At 63.5% G+C, this 17720-nt stretch carries 7 protein-coding genes; 4 read left to right on the top strand and 3 right to left on the bottom strand.

Going from position 1 to position 17720, the window contains the following annotated elements; all coding sequences use genetic code 11:
* Nucleotides 1-41 precede the first annotated feature (41 nt).
* Entirely contained in the window at nt 42-8675 is an 8634-nt protein-coding gene (locus AB4Z19_RS17090; RefSeq protein WP_442035673.1) for a GH36-type glycosyl hydrolase domain-containing protein, read from the bottom strand.
* 156 nt (nt 8676-8831) lie between these two features.
* On the opposite strand from AB4Z19_RS17090, the gene AB4Z19_RS17085 reads away from it, so the two are divergent.
* A complete protein-coding gene (locus AB4Z19_RS17085) occupies nt 8832-10991 on the top strand; it encodes a TonB-dependent receptor plug domain-containing protein (RefSeq protein ID WP_442035672.1) in 2160 nt (719 codons plus the stop codon).
* Nucleotides 10992-11054: 63 nt separating this feature from the next.
* On the opposite strand, the gene AB4Z19_RS17080 is transcribed toward AB4Z19_RS17085, so the two are convergent.
* Nucleotides 11055-13037, bottom strand: coding sequence for an aminotransferase class V-fold PLP-dependent enzyme (locus tag AB4Z19_RS17080; RefSeq protein ID WP_442024074.1), 1983 nt, complete (start codon nt 13035-13037; stop codon nt 11055-11057).
* A 99-nt stretch (nt 13038-13136) separates the two neighbouring features.
* Between AB4Z19_RS17080 and AB4Z19_RS17075 the strand changes: the two genes are divergently transcribed.
* Nucleotides 13137-13619: an Lrp/AsnC family transcriptional regulator gene (locus AB4Z19_RS17075; RefSeq protein WP_442024072.1), complete on the top strand. Its 483-nt coding sequence runs from the start codon at nt 13137-13139 to the stop codon at nt 13617-13619.
* Nucleotides 13620-13626: 7 nt separating this feature from the next.
* Nucleotides 13627-14766: an HPP family protein gene (locus AB4Z19_RS17070; protein WP_442024070.1), complete on the top strand. Its 1140-nt coding sequence runs from the start codon at nt 13627-13629 to the stop codon at nt 14764-14766.
* Nucleotides 14767-14783: 17 nt separating this feature from the next.
* Here the strand turns inward: AB4Z19_RS17070 and AB4Z19_RS17065 are convergent, their stop codons facing one another.
* Complete coding sequence (locus AB4Z19_RS17065) at nt 14784-15416, bottom strand: retropepsin-like aspartic protease family protein (RefSeq protein WP_442024068.1); 633 nt, start codon at nt 15414-15416, stop codon at nt 14784-14786.
* Nucleotides 15417-15611: 195 nt separating this feature from the next.
* Between AB4Z19_RS17065 and AB4Z19_RS17060 the strand changes: the two genes are divergently transcribed.
* On the top strand, nt 15612-17423 hold the full coding sequence (locus AB4Z19_RS17060) for a DUF885 domain-containing protein (RefSeq protein WP_442035671.1): 1812 nt from the start codon (nt 15612-15614) through the stop codon (nt 17421-17423).
* The last annotated feature ends 297 nt before the right edge of the window (nt 17424-17720 follow it).

Below are 17720 nucleotides of genomic sequence, written 5' to 3'. Positions count from 1 at the left end.
TCCACGGCAGGCGCGGGAGAGGATAGCACAAAGCCCTCTCCTCAGCGGGGAACGCGGACCTCGACTTCGTGCTGGCCGTCGGTGGCTGTGAGCGGGATTTCAGCGGGCAGTATGCCGTCGCCGCGCACCACGCGGATCTTGTAGCTGGCGTTGCCGTGGCGGTAGCTGAGGGTGAAACCTTCCCAGTCGGCAGGGATGCGCGGCGACATCAGCAGCTTGTCCGGCTGGCGCGTCAGGCCCAGCAGGGATTCCACCATCAGGCGATACATCCAGCCGGAGGAGCCGGTGTACCAGCTCCAGCCGCCGCGGCCTACGTGCGGCGACACCGCATACACGTCGGCCGTCACGACGTAAGGCTCGACCTTGTAGAGATCCGGATGATCGCCGTGCTGCACGGGATTAATCATGCGCATCAACTCCCAGGCCTTCTCGATCTCGCCCAGCTTGGCGAAGGCCATCACGGTCCAGATGGCGGCGTGGGTGTACTGGCCACCGTTCTCGCGCACGCCCGGCACATATCCGCGGATATAGCCCGGATTCAGCGGCGATTTGTCGAACGGCGGATCGAGCAGCTGGATCAGGCCGAAGTCGCGCCGCACCAGGCGTTGGTCGACCTGCGCCATGGCGCCTTTCACGCGCTCCGGATCGGCAGCGCCGGACAGCACGCCCCAGCTCTGGGAAATCGAGTCGATCTGGCATTCCTCGTTCTCGTGCGAGCCGAGCGGCGTGCCATCGTCGAAATAGGCGCGGCGATACCATTGGCCGTCCCAGGCATTGGCTTCGATGTTCGCCGCTATCTTGTGCGCCTCCTCGCGGCATTCCTTGGCGAAGGCGTCGTCATGGCGCAGCTCCGCCACTTCAGCAAAGCGCTGCAGCACATCGATCAGGAACCAGGCCAGCCACACGCTCTCGCCCTTGCCTTCTTCGCCCACCTTGTCCATGCCATCGTTCCAGTCGCAGGAACCGATCAGCGGCAGGCCGTGTACGCCGAAACGCAGGCCGTTGCGGATGGCGCGCACACAATGCTCGTACAGGTCGCCCTGCTGCGCCGAGCGCGCCGGCATATCGTAATAAGAATCCTCTTCCGGTTTGACCGGACGGCCTTCCAGATAATGGGCTTTCTCGTCCAGCACCGACATATCGCCGGTGGTGGACACATAGCGCCATGCCGCCAGCGGCAGCCACAGATAGTCGTCCGAGCAGTGGGTGCGCACGCCGCGGTCCGATGGCGGGTGCCACCAGTGCTGCACATCGCCTTCCACGAACTGGTGGGCCGCGCACAGCAGCATGTGATCGCGCAGGATCTGCGGCTGGGTATGCACCATGGCCATCGCATCCTGCAGTTGGTCGCGGAAACCGAAGGCGCCGCCGGACTGGTAGTAGCCGCTGCGTGCCCACATGCGGCAGGCGATGGTCTGGTACATCAGCCAGCCGTTGGCGATCAGATCCAGCGCCGGTTCCGGCGTTTCCACCTGCACGGCGCTCAGCACCTTGTCCCAATGCGTGCGTACGGCATCCAGCGCGCCCACGGCCGCCTCGCGGCCGCCGTGGCGCGTGGCCATGGTCGATGCGTCTGCATTGCGGCGGCCGCCCATGCCCAGCACGAAGGCGATGGTGCGCTCTTCGCCCGGCAGCAGATCGAACGGCGCATTGATGGCTGCGCAGGAATCCAGGCCGGTACCCGCCTTGCCCGACAGACGTACGCGGCGCATGGCGGCCGGATTGGCCAGGCTGCCGTTGCGGCCGATGAACTCGGTGCGGTCGCAGGTCACGGTGCGCTGAGTAGCGTCCGCATTGAAGAAGGCGACGCGGCCGGAGAACTCGGTGTTGTAGGCGTTTCGCGCAAACAGCGCGCCGCTGACAGGGTCGATTTCGGTCACGAGGTGCATGCCCGATTTCGAACGCATATCGCCCAGCACCCACTCCACATAGCCAGTGACGGACAGGCGGCGCGGCACCGGCGACTCATTGCGCACGGTAACCAGGGTATAACGCACCGGCGCGTCCAGCGATACGAAGGTGGTCAGTTCGCTGGTGACGCCCGCCTCGCTGTGTTCGAACACGCTGTAGCCGAAACCGTGGCGCGTAACGTAGTCGCCCGTGCCGCGCGCCGGCAGCGCCATCGGCGACCAGAAGCGTCCACTCTGCTCGTCGCGGATGTAGAAGGCCTCGCCACTCAGGTCCGAGACAGGATCGTTATGCCATGGCGTGAGGCGGAATTCGTGGGCGTTCTCTTGCCAGGTGTAGGCCTGGCCGCTTTCCGAGATCACGGCGCCGAACTGCGGATTGGCGAGGATGTTGGACCATGGTGCCGGCGTGCGCTTGCCCTCGGCCGTTACGATCACATATTCGCGGCCGTCGGACGAGAAGCCGCCCAATCCATTCTCCAGCTGAAGCCCTTGCGGCAGGCGCGTCGACGGCCCTGCGTCCTCATACTCGCCGCGCGAATCCGACAGCAGCGGCGGCATGCGCAGCGGCGGCGCGGCGCCGCGTTTGAGCTGATCCGCCAGCGTGCCGCGTTCATCGCTCAGCACCGCACGTGCCACGGTCTGCAGCAGGATGCGGTCTTCCGGCGAGATGCCTTCCAGCGGACGCACGAAGATGCCGCCCGGTCGGTCGATCGATTGCGCATCGAGGCCGGAGGCGATCAGGCCCATGATCATGTCGTGCAGGGCCTGGCGATAACCGGAGACATCCTCGTACCAGATCACCAGATCGACCACCAGCCCTTTCAGGCGCCAGTATGCGTGGGCCTGCACCAGCTGGCGCGCCAGCTCAATGTTGCTGGAATCGCGGATGGTCATCAGCACGATCGGCAAGTCGCCAGAAATGGCGTAAGCCCACAGCCCGGACTGGCCACGCTGGTTGCGCGCCAGGATGGACGGTTCGGCGCGCAGCGCAGCATTCGGATAGATGACGTGATTGGCCAGGCGGCCATACAGCTGCGCATCCGACTCGGTTGCATTCAGCTGGCGCAGCACGACCTGGCTGTGGGTCCAGGCCAGTTCGAACACGCGGTCGGCCATGTGGCGGTCCTGATATTTATCGATCAGGTGCTGGGCGCCGTCGCGGTTGTCGGCCATGCCGGTGACGATGTCGGCAATCGCAGCCATGCCCGGCAGCAGCACGATGCGGTAGCGGATCGCCACCACCGGATCGAGCACCGAGCCTTCGCTATTGGACAGCGCGCCCGGTTCGCGCAAGGCCAGCGGCGCCTGCGCGGTATTGCCGCGGCCGATGAATCTGGCGCGGTCCGTTTCGTAAGACACTTCCTTGACCTGCGCATCGTGCATGGTCATCACGTGCACCAGGTAAGGCGTGGACTCGCCCTTGCCGCGCGGACGGCGGGTGCACAGGATGGCGCTTTCGTCTTCCACAATCTCGGTCTGCACAAACAGCTTGCTGAAGGCCGGGTGGGCGGCATCGGCAGCGGCGGGCGCCATTACCACTTCGGCAAAGCTGGTCAGTTCGATGGTGCGCGGATGGCTGGAATGGTTGGTGATGCGCGTGCGGCGCATTTCGATATCGTCTTCCGGCGACACCACGATTTCCGTGTAAAGCTCGATGTCGTTTTCGGTGCGGCGGAATTCGGCGCGGCCTTCCGAGAAGATCACTTCCATGCGCTTGGGTTCAGCCAGCGTTGGCTGCCAGGTGGTGGACCAGGTCTTGCCATCGTCTACATCCTGCACGTAGCAGAAGTTGCCCCAGTTGTCGCGCGTGCTGTCTTCGCGCCAGCGCGTCACGGACAGATCCTTCCAGCGGCTGTAGCTGCCGCCTGCATTGCTGACCATGACGTGGTAGCGGCCATTCGACAGCAGCTGGGTTTCCGGCACCGCCGTATTGGCCTGGTTCAGGATGCGCATCGGCGCCACCTGTTCCTGCGAGGTTGGGCGCAGCGCCGCCGCCTGCTCGGCGCTGGTCGAATAGAAGGCGCCGATGCGCGGGCTGCGTTCCTGCAGCACCAGCAAGGTCGATTGCAGCAGCGGGTCGGATTCGAAGCGGCGCTGCATCGGGCGGTCATTCAGCACATAGTTCAGGGCCAGCAGGCCCATGCCCTGGTGGTGCACCATGAAGGACTTGACGATGGCGTGGTTCTGCCCGCGCGGCAGACGCGCCGGCGTGTAGTCCACCGCCTCGTAGAAGCCATAGCGCCCCATGAAGCCGAGCGTCTGCATCTTCTGCAGGTTCTGGCAGGATGCATCCGGATCGACCATCAGTCCCAGCATGGTGGCATACGGTGCAATCACCAGGTCTTCACCCAGGCCACGCTTGAGGCCTATGCCCGGCACACCGAAGGCACGGTACTGGTAATTCAGATTGGCGTCAGTGGTGTTGTAGCCGGATTCGGAAATCCCCCACGGCACGCTGCGCTGTTTCGCATACTCGATCTGGGCCGCGACCACGGACTTGTAAGTCTGATCCAGCAAAGTGCTCGGATAAGTCGGCATCACCAGCAGCGGCATCAGGTATTCGAACATGGAGCCGGACCAGGACAGCAGCACTGGCTGGCCGTGCACGATGCACAGCTGGCGGCCCATGGCGAACCAGTGCTCCTGCGGCAGCTGGCCCTGGGCGATCGCGACAAAGCTGGCGAGGCGGATTTCGGAAGCCAGCAAATCGTAGCAAGCCGCATCAAGGCGGCGGTCCGTCAGGTTGTAGCCGATGGCCAGCAGCTTGGTGGTTGGATTGAACAGGAAGGCGTACTCCATGCGAGCAAACTCGCAAGCCTGGTGCGCCAGCTGGGCCAGATGCTCCAGCCGGTCGCGGGCTGTGGCAGCGCCCGGCTTCACCAGCACTTCCAGCTGCTGCTGGCGTTCGCGTTCCGCCGGGGCGAGATCCGACAGCGCCGCGCCTTGCAGCGGATAGCCCGCCAGCTCGCGCAGCGTGGGGACGCGGTCCAGGCTCGCATCCAGCACAGCACCCGGCGCCGCGGACAACCATGGCGCCAGCGCATTCAGCTCGTCCAGCGCGCAGCGGCACTGGGTCGCCAGGGCGCTGGCCCACATGCGCAGCGTAGCGTCGCTGTGCACACCGGCCTTGGGCAGGAAGGCTTCCGCCTCTGCGTGGGCGCGCTGTAGCCAGGCCTGCATGCCGGACAGGGTTGCCGGGACCGGCATCGGTACGCTGGTTGCCTCCAGCAGGGACGCCAGCGACTCCACCGGCGTGCTGCCGGATGGCGCCACCGATTCCGCCGCCTCCTGCAGCACGGCGCGGGTGGTGGCAATGCCCTGCAGGACTTGCGCGCCAACGATGGGGCGGTCGGCGATGTCGTGCAGGCCCGCCTGCAAGGTGAGCAAGTGCCCCGCCAGATTGCCGCTGTCCACCGTCGAAATATAGATGGGATGCAGGGGCTTCATCGACTGGGTGTCGTACCAGTTGTAGAAGTGGCCCAGGTGGCGTTCCAGCTGCCCCATGCTGCGTAGCGTGTTCTCGCAGCGCGAAATCAGCTGGCAGGTGGGGATATAGCCGAAGTCCCACGCCGTCAGGTTGGCCAGCAAGGCCATGCCGATATTGGTGGGCGAGGTGCGGTGCGCGACAACCTGCGTCGGATGTTCCTGCATATTATCGGGCGGCAGCCAGTTGTCTTCCGGGCCGACAAAGGTATCGAACCATGCCCAGGTGCGGCGTGCGACCTTGTGCAGGAAGAGATTCTGCTCTTCCTTGAGTTCTGCCGGAATGCGCGGAATGGGAAGACTGATCCACCATGCCACGATCGGCGATATCAGCCATGAAACGAGGAAGATCACGCCCGCCTGGAAGGCATGCGGATGCCAGCGTTCCAGCGCCACGCCGGCCACGATCGCGAGCAGCGGCGACACCCACATGGTGCGCCAGTTGCTGGCCATGCTGGTGCCGGATTGCGCCAGCGCCGACGCGCGCCATTGCAGCAGATGCTTGTGCGAGAACCACAGACGCCACAGGGTACGCACGACGGCGTCCAGGCTTACATAAGCCTCGTAAGGCAGGAACACCAGCGTCAGAAGCGCATGCGCGAAGTGCAGGCCGGTGCGGCGAATGGATGCCGGCAGGTGCTGGCTCCACAGCGTATCCGACGATTTGGCGACCAGGTCCCACAGGCCCGCCACAATCGGCGGCACGAACAGAATGGCCAGTACCGCGCAAGTCCAGAACCATGGATGCGGCAGGGCGATAAAGGCCAGCAGCAGCGATACCGTCAGCACCGGCGGCACCAGGCTGCGGCGCAGATTATCGAACAGCTTCCAGCGCGACAGCGCGGACAGGGGATTCGGCTCCTTGGCGCCAGACGCCAGCCTCACGCGCCCCTTGATCCAGGGCAGCAGCTGCCAGTCGCCGCGTATCCAGCGCTGGCGGCGGCCGACATCTTCGCGGTAGCGTGCCGGATAATTCTCGTAGAGCTGGGCGTCGCTCAGCAAGCCAGCCCGCAGATAGCAGCCTTCCAGCAGGTCGTGGCTGAGAATGCGGTTATCGGGGAAGCGCTGGCCCAGCACCTGTTCAAAGACGTCCACATCGTAAATGCCCTTGCCGATGAAGGAGCCTTCCGCGAACACGTCCTGGTACACATCGGACACGGTGCGGGTGTAAGGGTCGATGCCCGGCTCGCCGCCGCACAGGCGCTCATAGCGCGAGGCATCTTCGCTGGGCAGGCTGACCGACACGCGCGGCTGCAGGATGCCGTAGCCCTCCACCACGCGCTGCTTGCGCGGATCGACGTGCGGACGGTTCAGCGGGTGGCACATGGTCGCCACGAACTGACGAGCGGAATCACGCGGCAATTGCGTATCGGTATCCAGCGTGATCACATAGCGGAAGGTTTCCAGGTCGGCAGTCTCGCCCACCACCACACTGAAACAATCGCGTGCGCCGCCGCGCAGGTAGCGGTTCAGATCCGCCAGCTTGCCGCGCTTGCGCTCGTGGCCCATCCAGGCACGTTCGGAAGGATTCCAGCGGCGCGGACGGTGCAGCAACAGGAAAGGCGCAGCGCCGCCGTTGGTGTACTTCTGGTTCAACCGCTCGATACAGCCGCGTGCCTGCTCCAGCAGGACAGCATCGGCAGGCAGGATCTCTTCCTGCGCATCAGCGAAATCCGTCAGCAGACAGAATCGCAGATTCTCGTCGCGGTTGGCAAGGAAGCGCACTTCCAGTTGCTCGCACAACTCGTCCACATTATCGCGGCTGAAGAGCAAGGTCGGCACCACCACCAGCGCCCGCGCATTGGAGGGAATGCCGCTGCGGAAGTCCATACGCGGCAAGGGTTTCGGCCGCACCATCTGGGTCGCCGCCCAGTTGACCAGGGCCAGCGCCAGCTGGCTGCTGCCCATCAGGCCCAGTACGCCCACCACCACGAGTCCCCAGTCATCCAGCCCGCCGCGCACAGCGCGTTCCAGCATCAGGGCCGTCAGCACGATAGAGATTGCGCCTATCGCGCCCAGGTAGGACGACAGTGGCGCCGCGCGCAAGGTCTTGCGCATGGACGCCAGCACGGGCAAACGCACCTCCACCTTTTTCTCCAGCAGCATCAGCCCACTGCCGACCAGGTAGAAACCCACGTGGCTATGGCGCGGATCGCTGTTGCCGTGCACGCGCGCCAGCTCGATCGCCTGCTGCGCCACTTCCTGCTCGCTCAGCGCCGAATACTTGGCGAGCTTCTCGATCACGTGGCGGTACTGGTCGCGCGTGACGAAGTCCATGTCGCCATACACATCGGCAGGATCGAGGCGCAAGGTCTGCTCGACCGCGCTCATGGTTTCGACGAATTCCTGCCAATCCATGGTGCCGAGGAAGCGCAGGCTGCCGATACTGTTGGAGATCGATACCTGTTCGGCGGCCTGCATGTGGATCTCGGCCTGGATCTGGGCTTCGATGGTTTGTCCCGTTTCAGCCAGACGATAAGTGATCCAGTTCAGCGCCAGCGTCAGAACCGGGCTCTGGCCTTGCAGGCGGCGCGCCAGCTCGGCGACAAAGGCGCTGGTGATGGGCGGCTCGGAGCGCGCCATATCAGCCACCAGCAAAATCAGTCCGCTCGGATTCTTGTCCGCGATTTCCACCATCTGGTCGGCCCAGCTGTTGGCGAGATCGCGCTGGCGCCGGTTCTCCGCTACCCGCGCAGCGACGCGGCGCAGATTCTCGATCAGCGCCAAACGCAGCATGATCGGAATCGCCCACAACTCGCCCAGTTTCAGCGGTGCGACTTCCTGATAGGCCTCGACAAAGCGGCTCAGGCTTTCCGGATCGACGCGGCCATCGCCGTGGGCAATGATTTCCAGCGCGATCTGATAAACGCGCGGGGTGCCGGTCGGCGCGCCTTTCGCGAGACGCGGCAGCTCCTTGCTGTAATCCTTCGGCAGGTGGCGGCGGGCAATGCGGATCTGCTCTTCGATCAGGTAGTAATTGTCGAGCAGCCATTCGGAAGCGGGCGTGATCTGGCGGCCTTCCTTGACGGTGGCCGTCAGCTCCTCGCAGGTGTTGCTGATGACGGAAGCGTTCTCGCTCAGACGCGACAGCAAACGATCGCCGCCGCCACGCTCGCTCAGCTGATGATTCTTGGCCAGCGCGCGGCCATGACCGGCCATCTGCTGGGCGCTGAAGAGCTCACCACGCAGAGGCATTTCGGCGCTGTCTGGGTCGGTACTGCCGGAGAGATTTTCTTTGAAGCCGGCACGAGCCGCCGGCCAAAGATAGGGGTGCTCTTTCAAGGGAGGCCTCGCTGTTCTTATTGCCGCGCAATGCAGAAGTATGTCCCAAGCAATAGTAGTCAGGCGCACGGCTGGTGACTGTTCGCTAGCGTACATACCAGGCCGCAATGCGTGTATCCTTATGCCTCCGAGAAAAAAGCATTGCAATTGCACTAGATGAAGAAAAAGATTTTGCCCCTGTCCCTGCTGCTGGCGTTTGGCGCCGCGCAGGCTGCAGATGAAGCGCCGGCAGCCGCTGAAAAAGTGCTGCCCCAGGTTGAAGTGAAAGGCAGCGCCGCCCTCGAGGCGCGCCGCAACGACACCGCCACCAAGATCGTGGTGACGCAGGAAGAAATCCTGAAGAACGGCGACACCAGCATCGGCGAGGTGCTGAAGCGCCTGCCGGGCATCACCATCGGCGGCGTACAGGGCCGCGGCGGCGATATCCGCATGCGTGGCCTGGGCAGCGGCTACACCTCCATCATGCTGAACGGCGAACCGGCACCGCCGGGCTTCTCGCTCGATTCGCTGACGCCGGACATGATCGAGCGCATCGAAATCATGCGCGCGGCCACCGCCGAGTTCAGCACGCAGGCGATTGCGGGCGGCATCAATATCGTGCTGAAGCGTACCGTGCATACGGGGCAGACCGAGCTCAAGGCTGGCATGCAGTCGGAAAACGATCACCAGGGCGGCAGCGTGACCCTGCAGCTGTCCGATCGTAAAGGACCGTGGTCGTATGCGATTGGCGGCGGCGTGATCGATTCGCGTTTCAGCCGTCCAAGCCAGACGCTGACCGAAGGCGAGGATGCCAGCGGCAAATCCAATCTGCGCCGCGAAGGCCAGGACACCAGCTTTGGCAACTTCCGCCAGCTGAATCTGTCACCGCGCGTGAACTATGCGGTCGGGCCGGGCGACGTGATCACCTCGCAGACCTTCATCAACGTCAACCGCTTCAGCGTGGACAATGCTGAGCACATCGATACCGTGTATGGCGCGCTGCCGCCGTACAGCGCCACCACGGTGCACGTCGAATCGCGCTTTGAGCAATTCCGCGAAGACCTGAGCTGGGCGCGCAACCTGGGCGAAGGCCGCAAGCTGGACATGAAGCTGGGCGCCAACTACAACCACCGCTCGACCACGGCGCCCTCCGCGCAATACTGGGCGGACGGCACGCTGGCACTGGACCGGCTGATCTCGTCCGGCTCCACCGACAAGGGCTTCACCTCGACCGGCAAATACTCCACGCCGCTCTTCACCGGCCATTCGCTGGCCATGGGCTGGGACGTGGGCTACAGCAAGCGCAATGAAGCGCGCATCCAGCGCGAAAGCTCCACCGTGGGCGCGCGTGCGGAAAACCTGGACCAGTTCTACGATGCGGACGTGCGCCGCGCCGCCTTCTTCGCGCAGGACGAATGGAATGTGACGGACCGCTGGTCGGTGTACGTCGGCACGCGCTGGGAAGGCATCGAAGTGAAAAGCACGGGCAACGATTACGCGCCGGTGGACAACAAGTTCAATGTGCTGAGCCCACTGTTTCAAACGCTGTACAAGCTGGGCGAGCAGAAAAAAGACCAGGTGCGCCTGGGCGTGACGCGGACCTACAAAGCGCCGGGCGTAGGCGACCTGATTCCGCGCCGGTTTGCGTCGAACAACAACACGGCGACCTCGCCGGACCAGATGGGCAATCCGGACCTGAAGCCCGAACTGGCCTGGGGCCTGGACCTGGCATTCGAACACTACCTGGGCGACGGCGGCCTGCTAAGCGCATCGACCTTCATGCGCCGCATTGACGATATCACGCACCGCCGCGTGGATTTCATGAACGGGCTGTGGGTATCGCGGCCGGTGAACGATGGCGTGGCGAATACGCATGGCGTCGAACTGGAAGCCAAGTTGCCGCTGCGCGCGCTGATGAAGACCGCACCGGCGGTGGAGATGCGCGCGAACCTGTCGCGCAACTGGTCGACGCTGGATTCGGTGCCGGGTCCGAACAATCGCCTGGACCAGCAAACGCCGCTGAGTGGCACGGTGGGCGCGGACTGGAAACTGGACAAGCTGTCGCTGACGGCGGGCGGCAGTTTCAGCTTCCAATCGGGCGGGCCGGTGCGCATTTCGGACCAGCAGTACGCCTTCAGCTCCGCCAAGCGCGCGCTGGACTTGTACGCGCTGTGGAAGTTCACGCCGAAGCAGCAGCTGCGCGTATCGATGTCGAACGCCCTGCACCAGGATAACGTGGCCCAATCCAGCTACGCCGACACCTTCGGCGCGCTGCACGACACCACGATCACTCCCACCTTCGCCCAATTCCGCGCCCTCCTCGAAATCAAGCTCTAAAAGAAAAACCAAATAAAAAAAACGGCGGCACGAGGCCGCCGCGAACAGGATAGAACCGGTAACTCAGGCGGCCAGCGCCAGCGCGGGGCTGGCCAGGGCGAGGCCGCCGTTCAGGGTGTAGGCTTGGGCGTAGCCTAGGCGGCGCAGGCATTGCGCGGCTTTGGCGCTGCGGTTGCCGCTGCGGCAGAAGAAGACCAGCGGGACTTGCGGCTGGGCCGATAGCCACACCGGCAACTCGTCCGCCAGACGGCTGAGGGGGACACTCAAGGCCGAGCGTCCGCCGGGAATACAGGCCGCGTGCTCGAAGCGTTCGCGCACGTCAACCAGCAATGCATTCGGATGCGCCATCAGCAGCGCTTCCAGCGAGGCGCTGTCCAGCTGCATGCCGGCGAAGGAACCTCGCCCAGCCTGCGCTTCCGCACGCAGGCTGGTGCAGCAGGCATTCTGGGCTTCACGTGCGGGACACAGCAGCGTCTCCGGCGATACCCAGCGCGCCAGTTCGTGCGATGCCGCATCGCCCGTGAAGGCGTAGTTCACTTCCGATGCCGACAGACGTTCGCTGCCTTCGCCCAGCAGATAAGCCAGCTGGGTGTGATTCAACGCCACGCGCTGCAGCAGTTGTCCGCCGAGACGCAGGGCGTCGCCGTCCACCGGCCACGCTCCGCCATCGCGCGTGCTCAGACGCGCGGTCAGCGTGTAGCCGTGGCGGCGCAGCAGGCCATCCACGCGCGCCGCCAGTTCCGGCTGATGATCGATCACCACGCAGTGGCGCGATTCTTCGTCGCATACCAGCCAGGTGTGGACGCCGTCCGCAGTCAGCTGCAGTACGCCACCCAGGGTTTCAGTTTCGGCCGCGGCATCGGCCAGCAGGCCGGATGCGCTCAGCGCGTGGCCGCAGCGTTCGATGCGCGCACAGGCTTCAGCAATCGTGGCTTCATCGACCAGCGGACCAAAGGACATGCGCACCGCGCTCGCGCTGCGCCATTCCGGCAAACCCATGGCATCCAGCACATAGCTCGGCGCGGCCTTGGCGGCGGAGCATGCGCTGCCCGCGCTGACGCGCACGTTGGCGGCRTCGAATACGTCCAGCAGCTCCTTGCTCGACAGGCCAGGCACGGAGAAATTCAAAGTCGTCGGCAGCGCCTTGTCGAACGGCGCGTTGAAGACGATGCCCGGCAGCGCGCGTTTCAGACTGTCGGCCAGACGAGTACGGAAACCTTGCAGTTCACTGTGGGTGCGGAAGGTCCCGCCCTGTTCCAGCGCAGCCAGTACGGCGCCCAGCGCTGCGATACCAGCCATGTTTTCGGTGCCGGAGCGATTGCCCGATTCCTGTCCGCCGCCCATGATCAGCGGCGTGTACGGCGCGCCTTCGCGCACGTACAGCATGCCTATGCCTTTCGGTGCATACAGCTTGTGACCGGAGAACGGTGCGTAGTCGATGCGCGTGGCCTGCAGGTTCAGCGCCAGCTTGCCCAAGCCCTGCACGCAATCCACCATCCACAGCGCTTTCGAATCCTTCATCAGCGCTTCGATGCCGGCCAGGTCGGACGTCACGCCGGTTTCATTGTTCGCCGCCATGGTGCAGACGAAGGCCGCTTCCGGCAGCAGCTCGCGCAGCGCTTGCAGGTCGTGACGGCCTTCGCCGTCGACCGGCAGCCTGGCCAGTTCGAAATCCAGTCCGAGCAGACGGTTCCAGTGCTCCAGCGCCTGCGGCACGGCTTTGTGCTCGGTGGCGCCGTACACCAGCAGCGATCCGACCGGCTCACCGCGCTGACGCCGCTCACGCAATGCGCACAGGGCGGACAGCACCGCCGTCTGGATGCCCTCGGTGGCGCCGCTATTGAACATCAGGCGTCCGTTACCGGCACCGAGCAGGCGCACGGCGCGTTGACGCGCGGCGTCCATCATGGCCTTGGCTTTCAGGCCGGTGGCGTGGGTGCTGCTTGGATTGCCAAAACAATCACGCATCGCCGCCATCGCCGCTTCAATGGCGGCGGGCAGGACGCAGGTGGTGGCATTGCCGTCGAGGTAGATTTCCGTGCTCATAGGGATAGCTTAAGCGTTAGACCGGAAGTATTTATTCCAAATTCTCCCCATGCAACGTAATATTTAGCATATCCATGCTACTTTTGCGAGTTTAATAGAATGAGTGAACTTGACCGCTTTGATTACGCTATCCTGGGTGCCCTGCAGGTGGATGGCACTCTGTCCGTGGCTGACCTGGCGGAAAAGGTAGGTTTATCCTCGACGCCCTGCTGGAAACGCCTGAAACGACTGGAGGAGGAAGGCTATATCGACCGCCGCGTGGCCATCGTCAACCGACGCAAAGCGGGACTTCCGGTTACCGTTTTCGTCAGCGTGCGCACCAGCCAGCATGATGAGAAGTGGCTGGCCAGGTTTGCCGCTGGCGTGATCGCCCTGCCCGAGGTGCAGGAATTCCACCGCATGAGCGGCGATGTGGACTACTTGCTGAAGGTGGTCACGACCGACATCGAAGGCTACGACCGTTTTTACAAAAAGTTAATCAAAGTCGCTAACCTGACAGGCGTTTCCTCGGCGTTTTCAATGGAGCAAATCAAATATACAACCTCGCTGCCGCTGCACCTTGTCTCAACAGGCGTGGGATAATGGCGGGATGTTTAAAGCCTTCCTGCCCGTCAAAAATACCACCAGCCCTGTTGAAAGACTCCGCGCCTGTGGCGGCGCGCTGATTGGGCTTTTACTCACCGCCTTGTGTGCGCACTTCCTGCTGGGCGATCACGCCATCTGGCTGGTCGCGCCGATTGGTGCATCTTCCGTGCTGGTATTTGCCCTGCCTGCCAGCCCGATGGCGCAGCCGTGGGCGGTATTCGGCGGGAATGTGGTGTCCGGCCTCGCCGGCGCTGCCTGCGTGAAGTTCCTCGGCACCGATCCGTATGTTGGCGCAGCGGCTGCTGCGGCGGCGATTGCGTCGATGTTTGCGCTGCGCTGCCTGCATCCTCCGGGAGGTGCGGTGGCGCTGACCACCGTGATCGGCGGATCGGCCATTCATCAGATGGGTTTTGGTTTCGCACTGGGTCCGGTGGCGATCAACTGCGTGCTGCTGCTCGTGGCGGGCATCATCTACAACAACCTGACGGGCAAACGCTATCCGCACGCGCAGATTCTGACGCATCCCAATCCACACGCGACCAAGGACGACGTCCCCACTGTGCGCATGGGCTTCCGCCCGGAAGATCTGGATGCGGTACTGAAGCAGCACAACGAGGTACTGGACATCAGCCGCGATGACCTGGAAGAGATCTTCCTGAAAACGGAGATGCGCGCCTACCAGCGCCGCTTCGGCGCCATCAACTGCGGCGAGATCATGTCGAAGGATGTGGTGACGGCGGAATTCGCAACGCCGCTGGCACAAGCCTGGAAGGATATCCGCGGCCACCACATCGCCGCCCTGCCCGTGCTGAACCGCGCGCGCCGTGTGATCGGCATCGTGACCCAAAGCGATTTTCTCCAGCACGGCGGCCTGGATGACGGCTACAAGACCATGCGCGAGCGCCTGGCTCACTTCCTGCAGCCAAGCGGCACCACGCATTCGGAAAAGCCGGAAGTAGTGGGACAGATCATGGTCAAGCACCCGCGCATCGCCCGCACCGACACCCCGATCACCGAGCTGGTGCCACTGATGGCCGACGCGGGCTATCACCACATCCCGGTGGTCGATCAGGACAACCGCTTCGCCGGCATCGTCACGCAGTCGGACGTGGTGGCGGCACTCTACGAAAACCGCCTGGCTTAAATGGGGACGGCCCCCATTTAGTTTTTGCGGGTCAGCGTCATGGTGGTGCCGTCGCGGCGCATTTCGAAGTGATTGAGGAAGTTATTCCCTAGCAGGACCATCGGCAAGCCGCCGTCCATGATCACGGCTTCGATGTTGCTGATCTCGGTGTCCGCCACCTTCAGCTTGTCGACTTTCACCAGCCAGGTTTCCTGCAAGCCGCCCGCCGTTTTGGCGAAGCCACGCTTGCCCTTCAGGCGAAAGTCGATCCCCATGCGACGCGCTTCGAAGCCGGGAATGGACAGCATGGTCGCGCCTGTGTCGACCATCATGCGCGTCGGCACGCCGTTGATCTCGCCCGGTACAACGTAGTGGCCATTCGGGTCCGCGTAAAACACGAGATTAGGCGCGACAAGGGCCGCCGGTGCATTGGCGAACTGTCCCAGCTGCGCGGTGTAGCGTTTGCCGTTCTCCTCCAGCGTAACGCCGCTGCTGCTCACAGCCACCAGCTTGCTGCGGTCCGGCAGCGTGGCGCCGACCGGATAAACCTTGGCCGCCGCGCCATCCACCGACAGCAGCGCCTTTTCTTTCAGCACGCCGACCACGTTCACGTCCGCGTAGGCAGCGCCGCACAGCAGCGCCAGCATCGCGGCCAATATTGTTTTAAACATCCGCAAATCCCTTTCCGTCCGACAGAGGGTAAATCGTGACCTTGTTAGCAGGACATTATGCCAGTCCGGCGCGTGGCTCTCTCCTTTTGCCGCGATTGCTGCATCGCGCAAACAGGCGCACTGGCTGCTGAGACGGCGATCGCGTATCCTTGTCGCTTCTTCTTTCCTCGGGAACCAAAAAAGATGAAGCATGGTATGACTCTCGGCGCGATCGCCGCCGCTGTCCTGCTGGCCTGGGCGCCTGCCCAAGCCGCCACTCCAGCCGCCGCAAAAACGGCCAGCTTTGAGAACGCGCCCGCCAAAAGCGCGCCGCAAGCCCGCAAACAATTCCTGGTCCTGGCCGATGAATACTGGGACGCGGTCGCCAAGTTCGATCCGGTAAGCGCCACCCAGAACGGTGACAACCGCTTCGATGACCAGATCGGCATGGCCATTGCGCCGGCCGAGCGCGCCAAGCAGTTCGACCGCTACCGCGCCTTCAGCAAGCGTCTGCATGCGATTCAGCGCGCGCAGCTGAACCGCTCCGACCGCATCAGCTATGACGTGCTGGCTTTCGAGCTGAAGACCCTGCTGTCTTATGAGCCGTTCCCTGAGCACCTGCTGCCGATTAATCAGATGGACAGCATTCCCGTCACGCTGGCGAACTTCTCCAGTGGTGAAGCGTCGCAGCCGCTGACCAATGTGGCGCAGTACGACGCCTACCTGAGCCGGCTGAACCAGTTGCCGGGGTGGATCGACCAGGCTATCGCCAATATGAAGGAAGGCATGGCCAAGGGTATCGTGCAGCCGAAGGCGATCATGGTGTCCGCCCTGCCCCAGTTCCAGAAGCTGGTGAGCGAAGCGCCTGAGAACAGCATCTTCTATACGCCGGTGACCAAGTTCCCGGCGGAGTTCAGCGATGCGGACAAGCAGCGCCTGTCTACGGCGTATCACACTGCTATCGGCGAGAAGCTGAATCCTGCACTGGCCAAGCTGGCGGCCTTCCTGGAGAAGGAATACATTCCGGCCTGCCGCAGCAGCACCGGCCTGTCCGCCCTGCCGAACGGCGCGGCCTGGTACCAGGTGCGCGTGTCCGATTCCACTACCACCCAGATGACGCCGGACCAGATCCACAAGATCGGCCTGGAAGAAGTGGCGCGTATCCAGGGCGAATTCGCCAAGCTGGGTCCGAAGCTGGGCTATGACGGTCCCGCCGCCGGTCTGCCAGGCTGGGTGGCGCAGCAGCCGAAGTTCTTCCCCTTCAAAACCGAAGGCGAAGTGCAGGCTGTCTACCAGAAGCTGAACGGCGAACTGGATACCAAGCTGCCGGCCCTGTTCACCCTGGTGCCGAAGGCCAAGCTGGATCTGCGTCTGGAACCTGAACTGAGCCGCGATACCGCGTCCGACCATTACACCGCTCCGGCGCTGGATGGCTCGCGTCCTGGCGTGTTCTGGTCCGTAGTGACCGATCCAAGCAAGTACGGCAGCACCGGCATGACCACGCTGTTCCTGCACGAAGGCAAACCAGGCCACCACTTCCACATCGCCCTGATGCAGGAACTGGACATGCCGAAGTTCCGCAAGCTGGGCGGCAATACGGCCTTCACCGAGGGCTGGGCGCTGTATGCGGAAACCCTGGGCAAGGAGATGGGCCTGTTCGACGATCCGGCCCAATATTTCGGTCACTTGAACGACGAGCTGCTGCGCGCCACCCGCCTGGTTGTGGACACCGGCATGCACGCCAAGGGCTGGACCCGCGAGCAATCCATCCAGTACATGAAGGACACCCTGGGCTACGACCAGACTGCGAAAACTGAAACCGAACGCTACATGGCGTGGCCGGGTCAGGCGCTGGCGTACAAGGTCGGCGCGCTGAAAATCCAGGAACTGCGTCACCGCGCGGAGAAGGCACTGGGCGACAAGTTCAGCCTGCCGAAATTCCACGCCATCGTCCTCGGCGACGGCACCGTCCCGCTCGCCCTGCTGGAGCAGAAGGTCGATGCCTGGATTGCGGCTAATCGCAAGTAAGCTTCACGTCTCATAACGCTGCGAGGCTGATGAACTATCGGCCTTGCAGTGCCCACCCCGTGCACTCCTCACCCGCATCCTGTTGCAAGCCGGGGGCGTACATGTCTTGACTTGCTAAATTGATTTTTATCTGTCATGTTGGCACTTCTGAAGTCGTCAATTTCAACGGAGACTACGCTTGGAGCCCAGCCATGATCCTATGGCGATCAACCAGGTGGTGCTTCTCGTGGTGGGCTTATGGAGCGTCATGGCGTTGCTGATACCTGCCATCGTCGTTTTCTTCGCGCTTAAGCATTC

It is taken from the genome of Pseudoduganella sp. RAF19 (genome assembly GCF_052114165.1).
Classification (GTDB): Bacteria; Pseudomonadota; Gammaproteobacteria; order Burkholderiales; family Burkholderiaceae_D; genus Rugamonas.
This window is presented reverse-complemented; position numbering and strand designations above follow the sequence as displayed.

Excerpts from the sequence above, each read along its gene's own strand:
- AB4Z19_RS17070 (WP_442024070.1), top strand. The coding sequence starts at position 13,627 with ATGTTTAAAGCCTTCCTGCCCGTCAAAAATACCACCAGCCCTGTTGAA.
- AB4Z19_RS17065 (WP_442024068.1), bottom strand. The coding sequence starts at position 15,416 with ATGTTTAAAACAATATTGGCCGCGATGCTGGCGCTGCTGTGCGGCGCT.
- AB4Z19_RS17060 (WP_442035671.1), top strand. The coding sequence starts at position 15,612 with ATGACTCTCGGCGCGATCGCCGCCGCTGTCCTGCTGGCCTGGGCGCCT.
- AB4Z19_RS17085 (WP_442035672.1), top strand. The coding sequence starts at position 8,832 with ATGAAGAAAAAGATTTTGCCCCTGTCCCTGCTGCTGGCGTTTGGCGCC.
- AB4Z19_RS17075 (WP_442024072.1), top strand. The coding sequence starts at position 13,137 with ATGAGTGAACTTGACCGCTTTGATTACGCTATCCTGGGTGCCCTGCAG.